Annotated in this window: 19 protein-coding genes; 6 read left to right on the plus strand and 13 right to left on the minus strand. The window is 58.6% G+C overall.

What is annotated here, in order from left to right:
• Both ELR57_RS22370 and ELR57_RS22375 read left to right on the plus strand, forming a co-directional pair.
• Positions 1-176 (plus strand): tyrosine-type recombinase/integrase (locus ELR57_RS22370; protein ID WP_126961320.1); only part of this gene is annotated, 176 nt, incomplete at its 5' end.
• 238 nt (positions 177-414) lie between these two features.
• The gene (locus ELR57_RS22375) at positions 415-1,959 is read left to right on the plus strand and encodes a Ppx/GppA phosphatase family protein (protein WP_238162650.1); all 1,545 of its coding nucleotides are present in this window, start codon (positions 415-417) and stop codon (positions 1,957-1,959) included.
• Between the two features lie 102 nt (positions 1,960-2,061).
• Here ELR57_RS22375 and ELR57_RS27950 read toward each other — a convergent pair whose 3' ends face one another.
• The gene (locus ELR57_RS27950; protein ID WP_158630136.1) at positions 2,062-2,226 is read right to left on the minus strand and encodes a hypothetical protein; all 165 of its coding nucleotides are present in this window, start codon (positions 2,224-2,226) and stop codon (positions 2,062-2,064) included.
• 178 nt (positions 2,227-2,404) lie between these two features.
• Positions 2,405-4,492 carry a polyphosphate kinase 1 gene (ppk1, locus tag ELR57_RS22380; RefSeq protein WP_238162651.1) on the minus strand — a complete coding sequence of 696 codons (2,088 nt, stop codon included), beginning with the start codon at positions 4,490-4,492 and terminating at the stop codon, positions 2,405-2,407.
• A gap of 206 nt (positions 4,493-4,698) precedes the next feature.
• Between ppk1 and ytvI the strand changes: the two genes are divergently transcribed.
• Entirely contained in the window at positions 4,699-5,820 is a 1,122-nt protein-coding gene (gene ytvI, locus ELR57_RS22385) for a sporulation integral membrane protein YtvI (protein ID WP_126961322.1), read from the plus strand.
• Positions 5,821-5,918: 98 nt separating this feature from the next.
• On the opposite strand, the gene ELR57_RS22390 is transcribed toward ytvI, so the two are convergent.
• From ELR57_RS22390 to ELR57_RS22420, 7 genes are all read right to left on the minus strand, one after another.
• Entirely contained in the window at positions 5,919-6,326 is a 408-nt protein-coding gene (locus tag ELR57_RS22390) for an FxsA family protein (protein WP_126961323.1), read from the minus strand.
• Positions 6,327-6,449: 123 nt separating this feature from the next.
• Entirely contained in the window at positions 6,450-6,905 is a 456-nt protein-coding gene (locus ELR57_RS22395) for an acyl-CoA thioesterase (protein WP_126961324.1), read from the minus strand.
• Between the two features lie 89 nt (positions 6,906-6,994).
• On the minus strand, positions 6,995-8,752 hold the full coding sequence (pyk, locus tag ELR57_RS22400; protein WP_126961325.1) for a pyruvate kinase: 1,758 nt from the start codon (positions 8,750-8,752) through the stop codon (positions 6,995-6,997).
• A 113-nt stretch (positions 8,753-8,865) separates the two neighbouring features.
• Complete coding sequence (accA, locus tag ELR57_RS22405) at positions 8,866-9,849, minus strand: acetyl-CoA carboxylase carboxyl transferase subunit alpha (protein ID WP_126961326.1); 984 nt, start codon at positions 9,847-9,849, stop codon at positions 8,866-8,868.
• The gene (gene accD / locus ELR57_RS22410) at positions 9,839-10,747 is read right to left on the minus strand and encodes an acetyl-CoA carboxylase, carboxyltransferase subunit beta (protein WP_126961327.1); all 909 of its coding nucleotides are present in this window, start codon (positions 10,745-10,747) and stop codon (positions 9,839-9,841) included. Before accD ends, accA begins: the two co-directional genes overlap by 11 nt.
• A gap of 310 nt (positions 10,748-11,057) precedes the next feature.
• Positions 11,058-11,246: a glutamate decarboxylase gene (locus tag ELR57_RS22415; protein WP_126961328.1), complete on the minus strand. Its 189-nt coding sequence runs from the start codon at positions 11,244-11,246 to the stop codon at positions 11,058-11,060.
• Positions 11,247-12,518: 1,272 nt separating this feature from the next.
• Positions 12,519-16,253, minus strand: a complete 3,735-nt coding sequence (locus tag ELR57_RS22420; RefSeq protein WP_126961329.1) for a DNA polymerase III subunit alpha — start codon at positions 16,251-16,253, stop codon at positions 12,519-12,521.
• Between the two features lie 138 nt (positions 16,254-16,391).
• Here ELR57_RS22420 and ELR57_RS22425 point away from each other — a divergent pair, with 138 nt between their 5' ends.
• The 3 genes from ELR57_RS22425 (at position 16,392) to ELR57_RS22435 (ending at position 17,668) form a co-directional block, all read left to right on the plus strand.
• Positions 16,392-16,718: a YtrH family sporulation protein gene (locus ELR57_RS22425; protein ID WP_126961444.1), complete on the plus strand. Its 327-nt coding sequence runs from the start codon at positions 16,392-16,394 to the stop codon at positions 16,716-16,718.
• A gap of 6 nt (positions 16,719-16,724) precedes the next feature.
• On the plus strand, positions 16,725-17,213 hold the full coding sequence (locus ELR57_RS22430) for a sporulation membrane protein YtrI (protein ID WP_126961330.1): 489 nt from the start codon (positions 16,725-16,727) through the stop codon (positions 17,211-17,213).
• A 149-nt stretch (positions 17,214-17,362) separates the two neighbouring features.
• On the plus strand, positions 17,363-17,668 hold the full coding sequence (locus tag ELR57_RS22435) for a YtpI family protein (protein ID WP_126961331.1): 306 nt from the start codon (positions 17,363-17,365) through the stop codon (positions 17,666-17,668).
• Here ELR57_RS22435 and ELR57_RS22440 read toward each other — a convergent pair.
• From ELR57_RS22440 to ELR57_RS22455, 4 genes are all read right to left on the minus strand, one after another.
• Positions 17,640-18,989 carry a DRTGG domain-containing protein gene (locus ELR57_RS22440; protein ID WP_126961332.1) on the minus strand — a complete coding sequence of 450 codons (1,350 nt, stop codon included), beginning with the start codon at positions 18,987-18,989 and terminating at the stop codon, positions 17,640-17,642. The genes ELR57_RS22435 and ELR57_RS22440 overlap by 29 nt on opposite strands.
• Before the next feature lie 662 nt (positions 18,990-19,651).
• Complete coding sequence (locus tag ELR57_RS22445) at positions 19,652-21,493, minus strand: ABC transporter ATP-binding protein (RefSeq protein ID WP_238162652.1); 1,842 nt, start codon at positions 21,491-21,493, stop codon at positions 19,652-19,654.
• A gap of 262 nt (positions 21,494-21,755) precedes the next feature.
• Positions 21,756-22,982: an S-layer homology domain-containing protein gene (locus ELR57_RS22450; protein ID WP_126961333.1), complete on the minus strand. Its 1,227-nt coding sequence runs from the start codon at positions 22,980-22,982 to the stop codon at positions 21,756-21,758.
• Between the two features lie 14 nt (positions 22,983-22,996).
• Positions 22,997-23,227, minus strand: a complete 231-nt coding sequence (locus ELR57_RS22455; protein WP_238162653.1) for a response regulator transcription factor — start codon at positions 23,225-23,227, stop codon at positions 22,997-22,999.
• Between the last annotated feature and the right edge of the window lie 64 nt (positions 23,228-23,291).

Below are 23,291 nucleotides of genomic sequence, written 5' to 3' on the forward strand. Positions count from 1 at the left end.
CGCTTAGGCACACACATACATCCCTGTTGGCCGAAGCTAGGGTAGAGCTTCCTGCAATAATGGAAAGGCTCGGACATGAAGATGACGCCACAACAAAGAAGATCTACCTTCACGTTACTAAAGCGATTAAACGGGAAGCTTCTCAAAGATTCTCTGAATTGATGAGGAGCATTTAAAAATGAGTCGATGTGGTCAATTTGTGGTCATGCACCAGTTTCACATGCGTTCGCGCCTTATTTTATGCGGGGTTTGACAAAAGACTCTTTATCGAAGGTATAAAGGTTCTTTTGTCAAGCCCTGCGGAATGGTAGAATAGTTCCTAACTGGTATCGGCATTCCCTGCTGAGACGGTCTGTCGATCGCCCTATAGAGGCGTCATCATATGCTTGATCCACAAGAGGAGGCGCCATTGCTTTGAACAACAACCCGGTTACCGGAATGATCGATATCGGTTCCAATACCGTTCGGCTTGCAGTCTATCAGATTACGGACCACGGAGCTTTCCGCGTCATCGATCAAGGCCGATGGCCTGCCCGGCTTAGCCAGAAACTGAATGCCGACGGGGAACTCCCGCCGGATGCGGTGAACGAGCTCGCGGAGGTTCTCCTGCACTTCAAGCGCATCTGCAAGATGCACGGAACGACAAGCATCAAAGCGGTGGCGACCGCCGCCGTCCGCCAAGCGACGAATCGCGAGCAGGTGCTCATGCAGCTCTCGTCCGAGACCGGGCTGCGCATCGAGCTTCTGTCGGGGCAGGATGAAGCGCGATACGGAAGCATCGCCATGCTGCGCACGATGGACGTGGAGGACGGCTTCGTCGTCGACATCGGCGGAGGAAGCACGGAGGTTACCCTCCTTCAAGGAAGAAGAATCGTCGCTTCCGTCTCGTTCCCGTTCGGCTGCGTCAACACGGCCAGAAGATACGGGCTGAAGGAGGAAGCCATTCCTCTTGCCCTTGCGGAACAGATCGTGTCCGAGCTTCAATCCCAGATCCGCGCGGAGCCTTGGATTCGGGAGCATGCCGGTCTCCCGCTGATCGGGCTGGGCGGAACGATCCGCTCGTTCGCCAAGGTATCCCAGCGCAACACCGATTATCCGCTCTCGAACCTGCACGGTTACGAATTCCCGGCGCACGCCCTGGAGCATACGCTTGAGGTGCTGGCTCCCTTGAACGTGGACAAGCGCCGGAAGATTCCCGGCTTGTCCAAGGACAGGGCCGACGTTATCGTACCCGGCCTGTTGATTCTGCGGGCGGTCTTTAACGAATGCCGCGCCTCCCGGATCGTCGTTTGCGGCGCCGGCTTGCGCGACGGCATTTTCTTCGAGAATTGTCTTCCTTCGCAGGAAGCGACCCTCACCTCCCGCCAAGTCCTGGAAGACAGCATACGCAATTTGACCTCATTATATCCAACCGTCCCGCAAGTTCATCTGGATCAGGTGAACAAGCTCGCTCTGAGGCTGTACGACAGCCTCGCCGAGGACGCGGGACTCCCGGCATCCTTCCGGACGCTGATCGATTCCGCCTCCCGGCTGTTCCGGATCGGGTCGATCATCGATGTCGGCGATAATTCCGACCATACGTTCTATATCCTCATGCACGCCCATTGGAACGGCTTGGGGCACCGCGAGATGCTGCTCACGGCGGCGATCGCTTCCTACAAGGGGCCCGGCGCGATGAGGAACAAGCTCGCTCCCTATCGTTCCCTTCTGCGGGAAGGCGACTTCGAACGGATCGCGAAGCTGGGCATGCTGCTCCAACTTGCCGCGGCGCTGGACCGAAGCGAATCCCAAGGCATCTCGGCGCTGGATATCTCGATCCAGAAGGGCAAGCATCTGCACCTTCGGGCGACGGCGAGCCATCCGCTGCAAGTCGAGAAGATGGAAGTGGAGACGCTGGCGAAGGATTTCAAGAAGAACTGGGGATTGACCCCGGTCGTAACCATCGCGAAGTTCGTCTAGACAAGTCCCTTCGTTCAACCTGCCATCGCTGCCCTTTCGGTCCACGACCGGGAGGGCAGCATTGTTTATAAAAAAAGATAAGGCGCACGATTGACGCCTTATCTAGTAAACCATTCTTCTCCTTACTTGCACCTTGAAGCCGTACTTCCGCTTGAGACTTCCCATCAACCCGCCGTTCAGAAGCTCGTAAATGTCTCTCAGCTTCTGCGTCTTCGGGCGGATCGTCTCCTGAACCTTGCCGTCCACGATCACGTCGAATTCGACCACTTCGCGCCCTCCCCTCACCTTGGCTCTTGCTATCATTCTATACCCCAATGATTAGCCGAAGATTAGGAAAGGATCAATTACGTGTGAAAATGATAGGAAAACGATGCCGCCGAAGCCTATACCCGCGGAAGGAAATGACTTAAGGTTCCGGATGACTTAAGGTTACGGATGGCTTAGGTTACGGATGATCCATCGAGGCGGCAACGGTCTTCCACAACGGAATGTCGGCCGCGCCGAATTGGCTGCGCAGCGGCTGCTCGCCGTTCGAAACCCTCTTGTAGCTGCCGCCCGATTCCAGCTCCCTCGCCTTAACGTTATCGAGCAGGTTCATTTGCAGCAGGTTAAGCAGCATCTGACGAAGCGATGCGTCATAGACCGGGCAGAGCAGCTCGACTCGCCGGCTCAGGTTGCGCGTCATCCAGTCCGCGCTCGAGATGTAGACCTCTTCCTCTCCGCCTCCCGAGACGGCCAGAATGCGGGAGTGCTCCAGGAAGCGGTCGACGATGCTGATGACCCTGACATTCTCGCTAAGCCCGGGAACGCCGGGACGGAGGCAGCAGACGCCGCGGACGATCAGATGGATCGAGACTCCCGCCTGCGACGCCTCGTACAGCTTGTCGATCATCGATTGGTTGGACAGCGAGTTCATCTTCGCGACGATTCGGGCGGGCTTGCCTTCCTTGGCGAACTCGATCTCCCGGTCGATCAGATCGAACAGCTTCGGCTTGAGCCCCGCCGGAGCGACCGCGAACGCCTTCCAATCATGCGGAGTGGAATAGCCCGTCATCTCGTTGAACAGCGCGGAAGCATCCGTGCCGATATCCGGATGGCAGGTGAACAGGCCGGCATCCGTGTACACCTTGGAGGTATTCTCGTTGTAATTCCCCGTGCCCACATGGACGTATCTCCGCAGCGAGCCCTCTTCCCTCCGAACGACCAGCGTGATTTTCGCATGCGTTTTGAGCCCGACCAAGCCATAGACGACGTGACAGCCCGCCTTCTCCAGCTGTCTCGCCCAAGCGATGTTGCGCTCCTCGTCGAACCGGGCCTTGAGCTCCACGACGACGGTGACCTGCTTGCCGGATTCCGCCGCCTGCGCAAGAGCCTTCACCAGCGCGGAATTCACGTTGACCCGGTACAGAGTCATCTTGATCGCCAGCACGTCCGGGTCGACGGCCGCCTCGTAGAGGAAGTCGTTCACCGCTTCGAACGATTCGTACGGATGGTAGACCAGCACGTCCCGCTCGCGGATGACGGACATCATCTGCTCCGTCTCCTCGAACTCGATCGGATAGACCGGGTCGATCGGCGGGTAACGGAGATGATCCGAGTTCAGAAGCGAGGAAGCGAACTTCGATAGGAACGTCAGATCAAGAGGGCCTTCGATCTCGAAAATATCGTCCTCCGTCACTTCGAGCTCGTCCTTCAGCAGCTCCAGCGCGTGCTCATGCATGCCGTTCTCGACCTCGAGCCGTACCGGGAACCCGCGCCTGCGGCGGCGAAGCTCCTTCTCGATCTCCTGCAGCAGGTCCTCCGCTCCCTCTTCGTTGAGCGCCAGATCGGAGTTGCGCGTGACGCGGAACGCCTGGACGCCTTCGATCACGTAGCCGCTGAACAGCTTGCCGATATGTACCTTGATGAGATCCTCCAGCAGCAGATAGGTCGTCTTGCGGGAATTGCGGCGCCCCGGCACCTCCAGCGTTCTCGACAGGATCGAAGGCACTTGAACGATGGCGCTGAACGTCTGGTCCTTCAGCTTCTCGTCGGCGGGATCCCCGCTCAGCACGACGGCCAGATACAGCTCTTTGCTGTGAAGCAGGGGGAAGGGGCGGCTGCTGTCGACCGCCATCGGCGTCAGCACCGGATAGACGATCTCGTGGAAGTACTCCGTCATCGCCTCCGCCTGCTCGCGGTTCAGCTCTTCCCAAGCCGTGATGACCGTGCCTTCCTTCGCCAGCCCCCGCATCAAGTCCCGATAATTCCGGTATTGCCTGCGCACCATCTGGCTAGTCCTCTTCATAACCCGCTTAAGCAAGCCGTGCGGCGTATATCCGGTAAAGTCGGCCTTCAGGAACCCGGCCTTCAACTGGTCCTTCAGCCCGGCGACTCGGACGCTCATGAACTCGTCCAGGTTGCTGGAGCAGATGGACAGGAATTGAAGCCTCTCCAGCAGAGGCGTCGTCGCATCCTCCGCTTCCTCAAGCACTCGACTATTGAACTCGATCCAACTAAGATCTCTATTGATGTACTTTTTGGATACTGTCACGCATGGTCCCCCTAGTTTTCGCTGGCTGAATCTATGTCCTCTCATTATGCCGGAGAATTGTTAACTCTGTGTAAAACAGGGCGATTGGACTTCCAGCCGAAGTCGAAATTGCTCGTTGAAATGGGAAGCTAGCCATGAGCGAAGCCCGCCGCCGATCCACTACAATGGATTCATCGTCCAAAGGGACTTCCGGAGGTGACTCTCGCGTGAATCGTCGGATCGGAGGCCAATGGCTTCGCCTGCTCGGTTTGCTTGCTGCCGCGGTCGGCATCGTGTTCGTCCTGGGATGGGCCCTGCCTCTCGTCTATCCCTTCCTGCTGGGCTGGCTGCTGGCCTATGCTTTGAATCCTATCGTCGACGGCCTTCATCTCAAGCTGCATCTTCCCCGTTGGCTGTCCGTCGTGCTGACGCTGCTTCTGTTTACCGCTTCTATGCTGACGATCGTCTCCGCGCTCGTCGTCCGGCTTGTCGGGGAGATCATGAATCTGTCCGGCTCCCTGCAGCAGCTCCTGGACTGGGCCGAGCAGACGATCGAGAACATCCTGGCCAGTCCGGATATCCAGAGGCTGATCGAGAGAATCAACTCCTTCTATCAGAACAATCCGAATTATCAGGAGACGATCAACAACCGCATCTCCGATACCGCCAAAGCCGTCGCCGAGGCGGGCACCAATCTGGCCAGCAGCTTCCTCAACGGCGTCGTCGACGTCCTCTCCTCGCTGCCGCAGGTCGCCGCCATCGCCGTCATCGTGCTTCTCGCGTCCTTTTTTATCAGCAAGGATTGGGGCCGTTACCTCGGACGGCTGACGACCTGGTTCCCGCCGAGAACCAGGCAGCGAGCCTCCGACGTCTGGAGAGATCTTCGCCACGCCCTGTTCGGTTACGTTCGCGCTCAATTCATCCTGGTCTCGATAACGGCCATTGCGGTCCTCATCGGTCTCATGATCATCGGGGTCAAGAATGCTTTGTCGATCGCCCTTCTGATCGGATTCGTCGACCTTATCCCCTATCTCGGAGTCGGCGCCGCGATGGTTCCGTGGATCGCTTACCAATTCATGATCGGCGATTGGGGATTGGGCGGGGCATTAGCGATCCTGTACGGGATCGTCGTGATTGCGAGACAGGTGATCGAGCCCAAGGTGCTCTCCTCCAGCGTAGGACTCGAACCGCTGCCGACCATGGTCGCCATGTTCGCCGGAGTGAAACTGTTCGGCTTCCTCGGCCTCATCGTCGGTCCGGTCGCCATCATTCTCTTGACCACCTTCAAGCGTGCGGGCATCTTCCGAGATATCGGCCGATTTATCATCTACGGCGGCAAAGCGATGTAACTTAAGCTTATTATACAATAAGAAAAACCTCCGTAAGCTAGTCGTAAACGACTAAACCGGAGGTCTTAAGGTCATGAGTTGCCTCGTCGTAAGGAGGCTTACCGTCCGAACGGGCCGCGAAACACGCGAATCGAGCCCGAGCGGAACTTGCGTTCCAGCCATAGGTACAGATAAGTCTTGTAGAGCGGCCGGGTAAAAGGGAGCAGCAGCGTAATCCCGACGATGTCCGAGATAAACCCGGGGATCGCGAGCAGAACGCCTCCGGCGACGACGCACACCCCATTGAGCACCGCCGGTCCCGGAGGGGAACCTTCTTGCATCAAACGCCGCGCTTCTATCCAACTCTTGCGTCCTTCCGTTTGGATGAGCAGGCCCCCCAGAGCCGCTCCGATCAGCAGGAGTCCGAAGGTCGGCCAGCCGCCGATCCAGCTGCCCATGAGTATGATCCCGGTCAGTTCAGCCAGAATCGCAATCAGAATAAACAAGCCTGCCTTGCGAATCCACATCTCCTACCCCTCCTCGTTTCTCTTTCTACGGACGAGCAGGGGCATCGTTTCGCGAATATTGCCGTTTCCGCTAATTGCCAACCCCTGATCCTTGAATCCCCGCCGCGGCTTCGACGCCGGCAGCTATTCGAGCAATCCCTTCAGCAGCGCGTACAGCTCCGGCGCTTTCTTGTCCAGGGCGACGACCTTCCAGTCCGCATTGATCCAGCCATGCAGCGAGCTTCCGCTTGTCAGCAGCGTCGCTTCCGGCAGCTCCTCGCGAAGCGTCCCTTCCAGCGCGTGGTCCCCGAGCAGCACCTTATATTCGAAGCGCAGGCGAACCTTGGTGAATTCCGTCACCCTGACGCAGATCGTGATCCAATCGTCGTACTTCGCCGGCTTCAGGTAAGACGCCTCCAGATGAACGACCGGGAACATCAAGCCCTTCTCCTCGATGTCGCGGAAGGAGAGTCCCGTCTGGCGAATCCATTCCGTTCGGCCGATCTCGAACCAATTGATGTAGTTCGCATGGTAGACGACCGCCATCTTGTCCGTCTCCTGATAGCGTACCCGGATCGGATGCATAAACCACTTGCTCATGTTCCTCCACTCCTTACTCTCTCGCAGAAACAAGAAGTAGCGGCCGCTTCGCCGCTACTTCCCGTTTTGATTATAGGGAGGCCCCTCGATTAAAGAACCTTCGCTTGACCCGAGTAAATGACGCCCTTCTCGGCGTAAAGAGTCACTTCCGTGCCGTCGCTCAACAGCTCCAGCGCGTCCGCAACGCCGACGATGACCGGAATGCCCAGGTTCAGGCCTACGACAGCCGCGTGGCAGGTGATGCCGCCGCTCTCCGTAATGACGGCAGAAGCCTTCTGGATCGCAGGCATGTACTCCTTGTCCGTCGAAGGAGCGACCAGGATGCCGCCGTCCGTCATTTTGCTGACGGCTTCTTCCGGCGTGCGTGCCGTCACGACCTTGCCCGTCGCGCTCTGCGAGCCGATGCCTTGGCCTTGGGCGATCAATTCGCCGATATGGTGAATCTTGATCAGGTTCGTCGTGCCGGAACGTCCTACCGGCACCCCTGCCGTAATGACGACCGTGTCGCCCAGGCGAACCAGGTCCGTCTTCAGCGCGCCTTCAACGGCAACGTCGATCATCTCGTCCGTCGTGCCGACGAGCGTGCCTTGAACCGGTACGACGCCCCATACGAGCTGGAGGCGGCGAAGCACTTGCTCTTCCGGCGTTACGGCGATGATCGGGGACTTCGGACGATACTTCGAAACCATGCGAGCCGTGTAGCCGCTCTCCGTGGAAGTGACGATCGCCTTCGCGTCAAGCTCGAGCGACGAGCTGGCCACCGCTTGGCTGATCGCTTCCGTTACCGATACCTGTTGGGCTTGAGCTTGCTTCTGGAAGATCTCGCGGTAATTCAGAGCGGATTCCGCGCGCACGGCAATCGCCGCCATCGTCTGTACGGACTCGGACGGGTACTTCCCTGCTGCCGTCTCGCCGGAGAGCATGATGGCATCCGTGCCGTCAAAAATCGCGTTAGCGACGTCCGAAGCTTCGGCGCGGGTCGGACGAGGGTTGCGCTGCATCGAATCGAGCATCTGGGTCGCCGTGATAACCGGCTTGCCCGCGCGGTTGCACTTCTCGATCATTTGCTTCTGAACGAGCGGCACTTCTTCCGCCGGGATCTCGACGCCGAGGTCGCCGCGGGCTACCATCAGGCCGTCGGATACTTCGAGAATCTCGTCGAGGTTGTCGACGCCCTGCTGGTTCTCGATCTTGGAGATGATCTGGATATGGCGGCCGTCATGACGTTCGAGCAGCTCGCGGATCTCCAGCACGTCGCTTGCGCGGCGAACGAAGGAAGCCGCGATGAAGTCCACGCCTTGTTCGATGCCGAAGCGGATGTCGCTGGCGTCCTTCTCCGTGATACCAGGCATGGAGATGGCCACTCCCGGCACGTTGACGCCCTTCTTGCTCTTGATCTGACCGCTGTTGACGATCTCGCACTTGATCTCGGTTCCCGCAACCTCAAGGACGGTCAGGCCGATCAAGCCGTCGTCGATCAGAATGGTGGAGCCGACGCTCACGTCTCCCGGAAGCTCCTTATAAGTAACCGGAATGCGGTTGATATCGCCCAGAATCTCTTCCGTGGTCAGGGTGATCTGCTCCCCTTGAACGAGCTCGATCGGTTCAGACGCCAGCTTACCCAGACGAATCTCCGGTCCCTTGGTATCCAGCAGGATTGCGACCGTCTTGCCCAGCTCCTTGCAAGCTTGGCGAATCGCCTTGATGCGGTTGCCGTGCTCCTCGTAATCGCCGTGGGAGAAGTTCAAGCGAGCGACGTTCATCCCCGCTTGGATCAGCTTCTTCGTGTTCTCCAGGGATTCGCTTGCCGGACCGATCGTACATACGATTTTTGTTTTACGCTTCATTTTGTTCTTCCTCCGTTTTTACATTCCGTTTACACGCCTATTGACATGAATGAAGCCCGAAGCCGCGTTGTCGTTGGACAACCCATCACTTCGGGAGAAAATAAGCACTTCCGTTATGGAGTCTCGGTCAGAACCGCCGGCTCCAGCTCGGCGAATCGGCCGATCGAGCGGAACTTGTTGTACCGATCCTCGACCAGCTGCTCCGGCGTCAGAGCGGACAATTCCTGCAGATGCTTCCACAGGACGTCCCGGATCGCTTCCGCTTGAGCGGCCGGATCCCGCTGGGCGCCGCCCTTCGGCTCGGGGATAATCTCCTCGATTACGCCGAATTCCTTCAGGTCCTTGGCCGTGATCTTCATGGCTTCCGCCGCTTGATCGGCCTTCGAAGCGTCCTTCCACAGAATCGACGCCGCGCCGTTCGGAGAAATAACCGAGTAGATGGCGTTCTCCAGCATCAGAACGCGATTGCCGACCCCGAGGGCGAGCGCTCCGCCGCTGCCGCCTTCGCCGATGACCACGCAGATGACCGGAACTTCGAAGAGCGCCATCTCGAGAAGGTTGCGGGCGATCGCTTCCGATTGGTTGCGCGCTTCCGCCGTATCCCCCGGATAAGCTCCCTTCGTGTCGATGAAGGTGACGATCGGGCGTCCGAACTTGTTCGCTTGCTGCATGAAGCGAAGCGCCTTGCGGAATCCTTCCGGGTGCGGACTGCCGAAGAAGCGTTGAATGTTGTCCTTCGTGTCCTTCCCGCGCTGATGACCGACAACCGTCACCGGCACGCCGTTGAGCTTGGCCAGTCCGCCGACAATGGCCAGGTCGTCCGCGAAGACGCGGTCGCCGTGCAATTCGATGAAGTCGGTAAATACCAGGTTGATATAATCAAGAGTCGTCGGCCGTTGATGAAGGCGGGCAAGATGCATAATATCGGCCGGTCTCAGATTGGTGTAGATCTCCTGCTCAAGCTCTTTGTAGCGTTGCTCCAGCCGATTCAGCTCTTCCGTGAAGTCGATCTGCTGGTCCAAGCCAACCTGCCGCAAGTGGTCGATCTTTTTTCTCAGCTCGTCCAGCGGCTTCTCGAATGGCAATTCAACGGACATCCGTGCCCACTCCTTTCACGGCATGCATATCCAGCAGCTTCCCTAGGAAGGTCTTCATGTCCTTGCGGTGAACGACCTTGTCCAGTTGGCCGTGCTTCAGGTTGAATTCGGCCGTCTGGAAGTTATCCGGCAGCTTCTGTCGAATCGTCTGCTCGATAACGAGGCGTCCCGCGAAGCCGACCACGGCTCCCGGCTCCGCCAGATTGTAATCGCCGAGGCTCGCGAAGCTGGCCGAGACGCCGCCCATCGTCGGGTCGGTGAAGACCGAGATGAACAGGCCGCCGCGATCCTGGAACTTCGCCAGCGCCGCGCTTGTCTTGGCCATCTGCATAAGGCTCAGGATGCTCTCTTGCATGCGCGCTCCGCCCGAGGTCGAGAACACGAGCAAGGGCAGCCCTTTCTCGTCCGCAAGCTCGATGGCGCGGGCGATCTTCTCGCCGACGACCGATCCCATGCTCCCCGAGAAGAAATCGAAGCTCATGACCCCGATCACGACGGGATACCCGGCGATCTCTCCCGTGCCCGTCACGATCGCGTCCTTCAGTCCGGAATTGTCGGTCTGCTGCTTCAGCTTCTTCTTGTACCCCGGGAAATCCAGCGGATCCTCGGAGACGAGATTGGCGTCGACCTCGGCGAAGGTTCCTTCGTCGATCGTCATCGCGATGCGCTCCCAAGCGTTCAGTCGAAAATGATGGCCGCAAGTGGAGCAAACCTTAAGGTTCTTCTCCAACTCTTTGGTGAATTGAATATTGCCGCACTTGGAGCATCGATTCATGAGCCCTTCGGGAATCTCCCGCTTGGGCCTGTCCTCGGTTCCGTTCTCGGCCTTATTAGGGGCGGTATTCGCCCCCATAGGAACAACCGCATATTTCTTCTTCTGGAAAAAATCCTTAAACACAGCGACACCTCACAAGGCACAAAAATGGCGGTCCGTCCGAATGTTTCGTAACGGTCCGCAGCGTTCAGGCGTGACGTGCGCAGGGTCCGCATGTTAGCCGTTCTCAAGCGGATACCCTATCGTCCGATCAACGATTTCGCGGCCCTGGATCAGGGCTTGACACTTAATCGGATCCCCAAGATAACGCCTTCGCGTCCTTGGACATCGATGAAGCTTGCGCACACGATTCAGGCTGTGTAAGCACGAAGCTTACCCTTCCGTACCGTGATCAAAGGGAAAGCTTCATCGCGTTGCTCCCCTTGCGGATCGGCTAGAGATGCAGAATGCTGCCGAGTACTTCTTGCACTTCCTGAACTTCGCCGGACGGGACCAAAATCTCGTATTGAGGCTTGGTCAGATTGATGGGGCGTATCCGAACGAGGAATCCTTCCTCTGTCAATCGCTTCTGGATCCGCTCCGCCATCTTCGCGGTCGGCGCGATGTAAATGACCGTCCACATGAAGCGGAACCCCCAATGGATGGCTTAGACTTCGACTTCGCAGTCGTCTTGATTGTAAGAATTCGCACTCGCCTGAACAGGCAGCTGATTCTCCGGCGATCCAGGCTTTCCAATCGCGTTGGCGCCGTTATGGCGTGTCCTAATCGGTGGAAGTCATGTGCCTCCACATTAATGAAATGATAGCACACATGGCTTGAGACTAGCAACCAAGCATTGCGGCCGCCGCCCTGACCATCGCCCTCCGCGGCTGAGCCGATGGCGAATGGCACAGCTCAGGGGCGTCTCTACTTCGTGCCGGCGGAGCGCCGCTACTCGCCGAGTTAGTCTCCGTTGAGACTAATTCCGCCGGCGGAGTGCCGCGATTTGTTGCACGGTGTACCACAAACTCGCTCGTCCTTCCACAACACCGTCTTCTTGTTGCACCACGTACCACAAACTCGTTCGTCCTTCCGCAAAGCTGCCTACTTGCTGCACCACGTACCACAGATTAGCTCGTTCTTCCGCAACACCGTCTTCTTGTTGCACCACGTATCACAAACTCGTTCGTTCTCCCATAATTCCGCCTACTTGTTGCACCACGTACCACAAATTCGCTCGTTCCCCCGCAATTCCGCCTACTTGCTGCACCACGTACCACAGATTAGCTCATTCTCCATCAACTCCGCCAATTTGTTGCACCACGTAACACAAATTTGGAGCATCACATATGTGGTTAGCGCTTTAGTTGAGTAACCATTACTCATCTCGAGCCATCATGCGGCGGTTCGATGGGCTAGTTGGGTCGCTATTACTCATCTGGAGCCATCATACTTTGGTTGGCGCTTTAGTTGAGTAACCATTACTCATCTCGAGCCATCATGCGGCGGTTCGATGGGCTAATTGGGTCGCTATTACTCATCTGGAGCCATCATACTTCGGTTAGCGCTTTAGTTGAGTAACCATTACTCATCTCGAGCCATCATGCGGCGGTTCGATGGGCTAATTGGGTCGCCATTACTCATCTGGAGGCATCATAATACGGTTGACGCGTTAGTTAAGTAACCATTACTCATCTCGAGCCATCATGCGGCGGTTCGATGGGCTAGTTGGGTCGCTATTACTCATCTGGAGCCATCATGCGGCGGTTCGGCGAGCTATATGGGTTACCATTACTCATCTGAAGTTCTCTATTCCTCTGCTGAACTGAGGATTTCTTATGCAAAGGCTTAGAAAATAGAAAAAGACCTCCATCCAAGCAAGACTGCTTGATTGGAGGTCTTCTTCTATCTTCTTCTATTTCACGCGGACGCTGTCCGGGCCGAGGAGAGTCTCGATGCGCCGGAACAGCTCCGGCGAAGGCTTGACGTTAAGCTCTTCGGACAGGGCGACCGTCCGATGCTCCTTCTCGTAGAAGAGCAGCGTCGGCGAATGGCCCGGATGCTCGGCAAGCAGCGCCTTCAAGCGGTTCATCGTCGTCGGCGTCTCGCTCTGGGCGTCGATTCGGATGTAGACGCGCGGAGAGCTGCCGGCACTCTTGCCGCCCGCCGAGGCCGCGGCACCCGCCGGCCCGGACGCTCCCGCCTGGGCCGCCGGCGTTCGCCCGGCCTGCGGCGGCCGCGCATCCGCGGGAGCTGCCCGGCGCTTCTCCGGCGCCTTCGCGACGGCCCCTTCGCGAGGCCGGCCGTAGCCCGCGCCGCCCCCGCCCGAGCTCGGCTCGCTTGTTCGCGCCGAGCCGGTCCTCGGCTCGCTTGGCCGCGACGAGCCGGTTCGTCTCATTCGCGCCGCCTGAGCCGGCAAATCCGGCACGGTCAACGGCACCAGCTCGTCGGCCAGCAGCTTGAAGTCCTCGTCTCCCAGCTGCAGCTTCGCCTTCACGAGGAGCAGCGAGCCTTTGCGCACGTGGGAAGCCGCGCTCTTCCAGACCGTGGGGAAGGCGACCAGCTCGACGCCCATGATGCGGTCCTCCAGCTCCAGGAAGGCCATCGCCTGCCCCTTGCGGGTCATGATCGGCTTCACCGACACGACCATTCCCGCCGTGACGACGGAAGCACCTTCAGCCGCGTCGGCCAGATCGACCAGCCGATCGAGCCCGTACGATTCCCAGATCGGCTCGTATTCGTCGAGCGGATGGCCGGACAAGTAGAGGCCCAGCAGCTCCCGCTCCAGCTCCAGCGTCTGCGACTGCGTGAATGGAGGAATGTCCGGGAGATCGACATTCCAGTTCGGGGAATCCCCCAGCTCCTGCAGCTCCAGGTCCAATTCCAGCTGCAGCTCGGCTTTCTCCTTGCGCCATGCGGCCGCCGCTTCCACCGTCTCGTCAAGCGCCGCCAGCTGCTGGGCGCGATGTCCGGGCAGAGAGCCGAGCGCTCCGGACAGGAGCAGCGACTCCAGCACCCGCTTGTTGCAGACGCGCGGGTCTACCCGGCGGCACAGGTCGGTCAAGCTCTCGAAGCGGCCGCTCGAACGGGCTTCCAGAATGCTCTCGATCGCTTGGGTGCCGACATTCTTGACGGCCGCCAGGCCGTAGCGAATGGAAGGCGACTCGCCCGGAACGGGCGTGAACAGCACGCCGCTCTCGTTGACGTCGGGAGACAGCACTTCGATGCCCATTCTGCGGCACTCGTCCACGTACTCGGCGGTTTTGCGCTGGTTCCCGATGACAGCCGTCAACATCGAAGCCATGAAGAACACCGGGTAGTGCGCCTTCAGGTAAGCGGTCTGGAAGGCAAGCACCGCGTAAGCGGCGGCGTGCGCCCGAGGGAATCCGTAATCGGCGAACCTGACGATCATATCGTAGACGCGGTTCGCCTCCTCCTCGCTGTAGCCTTGCCCCAAGCTCCCCTTCACAAAATGCGCACGCTGCTCGTCCAGCACCTCGCGCTTTTTTTTGCCGACTGCTCGCCTTAGAAGATCCGCTTCCCCGAGGGAGAATCCGGCCATTGACGACGCGATCTGCATGATCTGCTCCTGGTAGACGATGATGCCGTGGGTATCCTTCAGGATCGGTTCGAGATCGGGATGCGGGTACTCCGCCGCGGCCTCGCCGTGCTTGGTCCGGATGAATTGGGGAATGAACTCCATCGGCCCCGGCCGGTACAGCGCGAGCACCGACACGATGTCCTCGAACGAGGATGGCTTCAGATCCTTTAACACCCGCCGAACCCCCGCGGATTCCAGCTGGAAGATCCCCATCGTATCTCCCTTGCCCATCAGCGCGTACGTCGCCGGATCGTCATAAGGAATCGTCTCCCAGCGGAGCGCTTGTCCCTCGCTTTGCTCCACCCACGCCATCGCTCTCTCGATGATGGACAAGGTGCGCAGCCCGAGGAAGTCCATCTTCAGCAGGCCGACTGCTTCCAAGTGCTCCATCGAGTACTGCGTGAGCGGTACGCCCCCCGTTCCCTCCTGCAAGGGGACGTAATCGGTCAACGGATCCGAGGAGATGACAACGCCCGCCGCATGCGTCGATGCATGCCGTGGAAAACCTTCCGCCCGCCGAGCCATCGCGATCATCTCGCCGACCCGGTCATCCTTCTCGGCGATCGCCTTGAAGTCGGCGTTCTCCTTCATCGCGCGCTCGATGGACATGCCGGGGGCTCCGGGAATGAGCTTGGCCGCCTTGTCCACGTCGCCGTAAGGCAGATTCATGACGCGCCCGACGTCCCGCACGGCCGCCCGCGCCGCCAGCGTACCGAACGTGATGATCTGCGCCACGTGGCCGCTGCCGTACTTGTCCGAGACGTAGCGAATGACCTCGTCCCGCCGCTCGTCGCTGAAGTCGATGTCGATATCGGGCATCGTCACCCGCTCGGGATTCAGGAAGCGCTCGAACAGCAGCTTGTGCTCGATCGGGTCGACGTTCGTGATGCGCAGCGTATACGCCACGAGGCTGCCCGCCGAAGAGCCCCGCCCCGGCCCGACCGCGATTCCGTTGTCATGGGCGAACCGGATGAAGTCCCACACGATGAGAAAATAATCGTCGAACCCCATGCGGCCGATGACGCCCAGCTCATAACGAAGCCGTTCCTCCGCTTGCTGCCGGAACGATCGCTCTGCATCCTGTTCCGCTTGGCTGTCATTCCAATCGGGCCGATGCCCGTATCTCTCCTGCAAGCCCGCCTGGCATAACGACTCCAGGTAGGCGCCGGCGGTCATTCCTTCCGGCAGCGGATGGTACTCCGGCAGGATGTGGCGTCCGAGATCAAGCTCCAGCTCGCAGCGGTCGGCGATGAGGGCCGAATTGGCGATGGCCTCCGGGAGATGGGGGAACAGCTTCCGCATCTCTTCCTCGCTTTTGAGGTAGAGCTGGGTCGTCTCCATCTTGAGCCGGTCCTGGTCCTCAAGCGTCTTGCCGGTTCCGATGCAGATGAGCACATCCTGAAGCGAGGAGTCCTCTTCGTTCAAGTAGTGGGAATCGTTCGTCGCGACAAGCGGAATGCCGGTCTCCTCCGACAGTCGAATCAAGCCCGCAGCCTGCTTCTTCTGTTCCAGCACGCCATGGTCCTGGATTTCGAGGAAGTAGTCCTCCCCGAACAATTCATGGTAGCGAAGCGCCGTCTCCTTGGCTTCCTCGTAGCGGTCGTTCACGAGATGCTGGGACAATTCGCTTGCCAAACAGCCGCTGAGGCAGATCAACCCCTCCGCATGCTGCTTCAGCGCCTCGAAGTCGATGCGGGGCTTATAATAGAAACCTTCCAGATGGCCGATCGTGCTCAGCCTCATCAGGTTCCGATAGCCTGTCTCGTTCTTCGCGAGCAAGGTCAGATGATAGATGGGCTGCTCCTTGCGGGAGACCCTCTCCAGCCGGGAGCCGGACGCCACGTAGGCTTCCATGCCGATGATCGGCTTCACTCCGCGCTCGCGGCAAGCTTTATAGAAAGGAATAGCGCCGTACATGACGCCGTGATCGGTCAGCGCGAGCGCCTTCATCCCGAGGTCGGCCGCCTTGCCCGCCATCTCCTTGATGCGGGAAGCCCCGTCCAGCAGACTATACTCGCTATGAACATGCAAATGAACGAAACCGCACATCGTTATCCCTTCTTTTCGAACCGATTAACATACGATCATATGTTTGTTTCTTTAATTGTATCATATGTCGCGAAGCCCGTCCCATATAGATGTTAATAGATGTTTCGGGAGGGGATCGGAATGGGCGAGCTGAACAATGTGAATCGATTCTTTACGCAGGCGACCCTGGACTTCTTCGTCGCTTTCGGAGTCGTGCTGGGCGCTTCGATGCTGGCGGGGCTGGTGTCGCTGTTTATCTGGCTGCCGCCGCAGACCACGATGCTGGATATCGCCTCGCGCATCAAAATCTGGGCCGTCGTCGTCGCCATCGGAGGCTCGATCGATCCCATCCGGGTCATCGAATCGCATGTGATGGAAGGCTACCTGTCCCCAGCGCTGATCCAGATCGCTTATATTTTGTTTGCTTTCCTGGGGGCTCACTTGGCAACCGAGCTGATCCAATGGATGTGCCGGAGCGCGGGGTGATCGACGGTGAGAGTACCGGACTTCAAGCGCTATCGCAAGGGAATGAACTCGATCGCGTTCTTCTTGTGCGGGATTATCGTGGGAGCGGCGATCTTCAACAGCATGATCATGGATCAATCGAATCGGATCATGGAGCAGAATTTCGAGCTTCATGAGCAGCTCAAACTAACGGAATCCCAATTGCAGGCGAACAAAAAGGTGAGCGAGACGCGGAGCATCGTCGTATTCGTGCTGGAACCCAAGGGCAAGCCCCCGATCGACAAGGTCGCCGAGGCGGAGATCAAACGCAGGCTGGAGAAGGATCTCTCCATTCTGATCGGCCGCAACGTCTACGACATCGGTTCGGATGCGGCTCTCGTACGCAACCTGATCGACAGCAAGCTCTACGGCGACATCATGGACAAGGACTTCACCGTCACGATCCGGACGATGCTGCTCGCCGATTCCGTGCTGCAGGTGTGGGTGGAGGCGAAGCAGGCGACGGTTAAAAAATAGAATAGCCGTACGAGGATGCGGCAAGCGATGAACGACGGCTGGCTAGCGATTGGCGGCAGGCGGATGGAAGCGGATTATCTTCGATTATGCTACACGATTATGCTACAATAAAGGACAAATTCGCCAATCGAAGGAGCTGCAACTGTTCTATGGAATCCGCTCTGCAATGGACCTTCGGCGCGCTCGTCATCGTGACGTCCGTCTTGTCCGTCTTCTACAGCTATCGTTCGCGAAGGAACAGCGATGCGGTCATGCGCGGCTTGTACGGGGCCAAGATGAACATCTGCCTCGGCCTGACGCTTATACTGCTGGCTCTGATTCAGATGCTGCTGTTCAGCGGCTCTACTCTTCGCGTCATTGTCGGCTCTATTTTCTTCGTGATGGGCTTGTTCAACCTGTTCGCGGGAATGCGGAACCATTCGCACTTCACGAAGCATCGATCGTCTGCGCGGTAAGCAGCGCCCTCGCCATGACGTCTCCGTCCTGCAGCACCGTCACTTCCATCATGAGGTGGCGGCGGCTCACCTCGATGATGCTGGGCAGGATGGAGAGCGAAGCTTCGATCGGAACCGTCCGCAGAAAATAAGTCGTCATGTTCTGCAGAACGTGATCGCGCCTATGCAGGTCGTTCGCGGCTCTGGCGGCCGCCTGCTGCATCAGCATCGTCAGCACGCCCTCCGATACGGTGCCGAAGGGACCGATCATCTGCGGCGTGGCAAGCCCGGTGAACACAAGCCGGTTCTCCTCGTCCCTTCTCTCCGAGAATCCTCCCCAGATCAACGCATCGAACGTCTCTCCTTGATGCTGGTTGTTCGACGCGAACTGCATCGCCCTAAGCACTTCCGCGCGGCTGACGACTCCGATCAGCTTCCTCTGGCGGTCGACGACCGGCAGCAGATCGATGCCTTCCGAGACCATGCGATGAGCGGCGGAAGCGATCGGCGTCGCCATCGTTACCGTCATCGGCCTGCGCGTCATCAGCTTGTCCAGCGACTGCGTTCCCGGCGAGCTTACGACATCCTTCGAGGTCACGATCCCCACCACCCGATTCCAGTCGTCCGTAATCGGGAATCTGGAGTAGCCCGCCTCCTCGCTTGCCTTCAAGAATTCGGCGACCGTAGCGGTCTGCTTCAAGGCCCCCGTCTTCGCTTGCGGCTCGATGAGATCGGCTATCGTCATGATTTTGCGCTTGATCAGACGGTCGTACATCGCGCGGTTGATCATCGACGCCACGGTGAACGTATCGTACTTGCAGCTCAGAATCGGCAGCTCCCGCTCGTTCGCGTAAGAGCGTACCTCCTCGCTCGCTCCGAAGCCCCCCGTCACGAGAACGCCCGCTCCCTGCTCAAGCGCCAGCCGCTGCGCGTTCGCGCGGTTGCCGACGATCAAGAGGCTGCCCGCATCGATGTAGCCCATCATCTCGCCCAGCTCCATCGCGCCGATAACGAACTTATGGAGCGTCTTGTCGAGCCCGTCCCTGCCTCCGAGCAGCTCCCCTTGCACGATCTCCAGCACTTCGGCGAACGTCAGCTGCTCCGGCTGGTTGCGCCTTTTGCGGTCTACCCGCACCGTGCCGATCCGTTCCTTCGTATTGACGTAGCCTAGCTGCTCCGCTTCCTTAAGAGCGCGGTAAGCCGTCCCTTCCGACACGTCACGCTCCTTGGCGATCTGCCGCACGGAGATCCGCGTCCCGACCGGCAGCTCCTTGATGTAGTGAAGCAGCTGCTCGTGCTTGGTCAACTCGCCGCTCGTTTCCTCGATCCCTTTGCCGGACATCGTTCCGCCCCCTGTAATTCTTCTACTATTATCATACTACAAAAGAAGGGGGAGGCTCCAGAACGGGCGGCCGCTCTAACGCGTAAGCGAGACTAGGAGCTAGGAGGCGGCTGCGGGGCGAATTAGTCTCAGGCGAGACTAACTCTACTCCCATGTGTCGGGTACGCGCTGAATTAGTCTCCGATGAGACTAACTCTTCTCCAGAGTGACGTGTACACGTTGAATTAGTCTCAGGCGAGACTAATTCTTCTCCCGAGTGTCGGGTACGCGCCGAATTAGTCTCCGATGAGACTAACTCTTCTCCAGAGTGACGTGTACACGTTGAATTAGTCTCAGACGAGACTAACTCTTCTCCCATGTGTCGGGTACGCGCCGAATTAGTCTCCGATGAGACTAACTCTACTCCCAAGTGACGAGTACGCGCTGAATTAGTCTCCGATGAGACTAACTCTACTCCCAAGTGACGAGTACGCGCTGAATTAGTCTCGCGTGAGACTAGCTCTTCACCCTAGTGCCGGGTACGCCATCTTCGACTCGGGTGGCTGCGAAGACGTGAGTTAGTGTCGTACGGCAACATCTCGGCGAGTCGAGGAGCTGTAGCTGCGCGTTGTGGCCCGCTGCAACAAAAGAGGGCGACCCCAAAGGGTCGCCCTCTTTCCATCCTACGCTTGGAGCTGCTTCAACTGATAGAACTCGCCTTTGCGAGCCATCAGCTCCTCGTAAGTGCCGATCTCGACGCACTTGCCTTGCTTCATAACGACGATGCGGTCGGCGTCCCGGATCGTGGAGAGCCGGTGCGCGACGATGAACGTCGTGCGGTTCTTGATCAGCTTCTGCATCGCCAACTGGACGTAATACTCCGATTCGTTGTCGAGCGCCGAGGTCGCTTCGTCGAGCAGGATGACGGACGGGTTGCGGATCAGCGCCCGCGCGATGGCGATCCGCTGCCGCTGGCCGCCGGACAGCTTGCCGCCATGCTCGCCGACCGGAGTGTCCAGCCCTTGCGGAAGCATCGCGATCACGTCCTCGAGATGCGTCATGCGGATGACTTCCTCCAGCTGCTCCTCGCTCACCGTCGGCAGTCCGTACGTAATATTTTCCCGAATGGTACCCGAGAACAGCACCGTGCTCTGATGGACGACCGCGATATGCTGGCGGTAATCGCTCATCGCGAGCTCATCCATCGGAGTGCCGTCGAGCAGCACCCTTCCTTGGGTCGGCCGGTTGAACCCGATCGCGAGATTCAGCACCGTGGACTTGCCCGCTCCCGACGCCCCGACGAGGGCGATGCATTCGCCGGCTCTGACATCCAGGTTGAAGTCGCTCAGCACGTGCCGATCCGAATTCGGATAGCCGAAGTGCACCGATTCGAACTTGAAGCCGCCGGTCACCTTCTCCAGCTTCTTCTTGCCCTTGTATTCCTCTTCGTCCTTGGAGAACAGGATCTCCGTGACCGAGTAGATCGACTCGAAGCCCTTCGCGATGTTCGGGTACACGTTGAGCAGCTGGCTGACCGAGTTCAGGATCATCGTGAAGAAGGATTGGTACAGCACGACGTCGCCGACCGGAATCGTTCCCCGATACGCGAGCAGAATCGTGAACGCCAGGCAGAGCACCTGGAACACCTGGAAGGTGACCCATGCCGAGGAGCCGAAGTAGGCTTCCACGATATCCAGCCGGTAACCCTTGTGGCGAAGATGGCCGAGCGTCGAATCGATCTTGTTGATCTCCGTTTTCTCCAAGCCGTGCGCGCGGGTGACCGGCATCATGCCGACCATCTCGGATACTTGCCCGGACATCGATTCGATCTGTTTGCGGAACTCCTTGTTCGTTCTCTGGATTTTCTTGCGGAAGAAAGAAATGACCACGAGGGCCGCCGGAATCGTCAGGGCAAAGAAGCCCGTGACGAGCCAGCTGCGCGATGCCGTGATGCAGATGGCCACGATGACGCTCACGATGGCGGGAATAACCGACAGCATCATCTGACGGGACAGGAATTCGATCGCCTCGACGTCCCGCAGCACCTTCGCTTGCAGCTTCCCGGAAGCCAGTTCCCCGTGAGCCGCCATGGACAGACGCTGCAGCTTGCGCACCAGAGTGCTTCTAAGGCCCGCCTCGACGAAGCGAATGGCTTTGCTCATATACGATACGTGCAGCACCTGGGTCGGAATATTCTGGACGATAACGACAAACAACAGGATAAAATTCCACCAAAGGTCCATCCGGCTGTACTGATCCGGCTTGGTCGCCATATTGATCAGGTTGGCCGTGACGATCGGGAGAACATAGACGGGAGAATGCTTGATCAGGAAAAAGAAGACCGATATCGCCAGCTTCGTCCAATGTTCCTTGTACAACAGGGACAGGAACCTCGCCGGTCGACGATCCGTCAGCGATTCATTCTCGAATAGATGGTCCATGCCATAAGAGGCGCCGGCTGACTGCGAATCGGGGTTCAGGTTCGGCGCTTCCGGTGCGGTTGCCGCCGCAGCAGCAGTATTCATGTTGATCCTCCTCAATAAACGCGCGTTCACAAAAATCCAACCTCATCATTGTCGGGCATATCGACTCCCGTGTAAACCGACAAAATCGCGTGACGATCCCTCGATTCGGCGGTAATCGGCCTTCCCCGTTAATCTATTCGGCATAATAGCAGGATATCTCTCGAATCGTCCGTTATCCTCCTCTATCCTTGCAGGACAACCATGAACGCCAAAAAAAGCCCTTCCCTCGCCGCTAGACGAAGAAAAGGCCAAAAACGTAGATTTAAGCAGATTGCCTGGCCTGCAGGAATTGCGACAGCACCTTGGACGCTTCCCCCCGCGTCAGATAATCCCCGGGGCGGAATTCGCCGCGATCGTTGCCGCTCACGATGCCGGCATTCGCCAGAGCCCGAATGGCCTGTTGATCGCTTTCGCGCAGCGAGCTTACGTCCTTCAAGCCGGCAGCGCCGTCCGCCGGGCGAGGCGTGAAGGAAGGCATCGCGGCCGCCAGAACCCGGGCCATCTCGAGACGGGTGATAGACCGCGACGGTAGGAACTGTCCCGTGCCGTCCGTCTCGATGATTCCGATCTCGTAAGCGAGAGCGATCTCCTTGCTCGCCCAATGATTGGCCGGAACGTCGGAGTAGACGACGGCCGGCGGAGCGAGCGGCTCGACCTGAAGCGCCCTGACCAGCATGGCGACGAATTCGGCCCGCGACAGCTTGCGATTGGGCTGCACCGTGCCGTCCGGAAATCCCTTTAGGATCGTTTTGCCCATCAGATCGAGCACATAGGGCTCGCTCCAATGGCCGCCTAGATCGGAGGGAATCGCCGCAACGGGTTCGTTCGGCAACGTCTTCGGCAGCGGAGCTTCCGGCGTCAGTTGGGCGGGAATATCCGGCAACGCCTTCACTTGACGGGATGCCGCGGAGAAGACGATCGAGCCGTCGTGCGGCAGAATGCCGTAGACGTCGATAAAGCCGTCTGCCGGCAGCGGAGCAATTCCTCTGGCCTGCGCCTCCGCGTCCGTCGGCAGATCCGCCCACGGGTACGTCTCCGCGCCCGCCAGATTCCGGAAGTCCTTCTGGCTGGGCGCGTCGAAGTAAGTTTTGTTCACCCGGGCGTAATTGACCAGCACCTGAGACACGGCTCCCTGCTCGGAGATGCCGAGCACGTCCCATTCCGTCATCAGGGCGCTGCCTTCCCGAACCGCTGTCCCTCTCCAGATCTGAAGCTGGTACTTAAGTTCCGAAGACGTTCCGCCGACGCTGCTCACGACGGCATAGGGCTTATGCGAGAGCACTTGGCCGGCCGTCCAATGGGACGGGTCGAATCGGAGCTCCATCAAGGCCGAGCTTCGCTTGGAGTCCTCCCAATAGAGGAGCTGCCGCAGCGTCGGCGAGGCTTGTCCATGAACGACGGCGGCCGGGATCAAGCTCAGCGCGACCAAGAAGGCGATAACGCGATAGGCGATAAAAGATCGAATAACGGGATCGCGGCTTCGCTTCATCGTTCCGCCGGCCCCTAAGCGCCGATCAGCTTCAGAATTAGCGAGGCCTTGGAGTTCACTTGAAGCTTCAGGTTAATGCGGGAGATATGCACCTTGACGGTGTGACGGCTGATTCCGAGCAGAATGCCGATATGCTTGTAATCGTAGTCTCTCATCCAATAAGCGAGAATTTCTTTCTCCCTCTGGGTCAAACGATGCTTTTCGGCCAGTCTCTCAAAATTCGTCTCGATATTCACGTTTTCCATGGCCAATCCCTCCATTTGCATTTTGTAGAGCAATTAAGCGGATTTTCCATCATTATAGACACCA

It is taken from the genome of Cohnella sp. AR92, assembly GCF_003990975.1.
In the GTDB taxonomy this organism is placed as follows: Bacteria; Bacillota; Bacilli; order Paenibacillales; family Paenibacillaceae; genus Cohnella.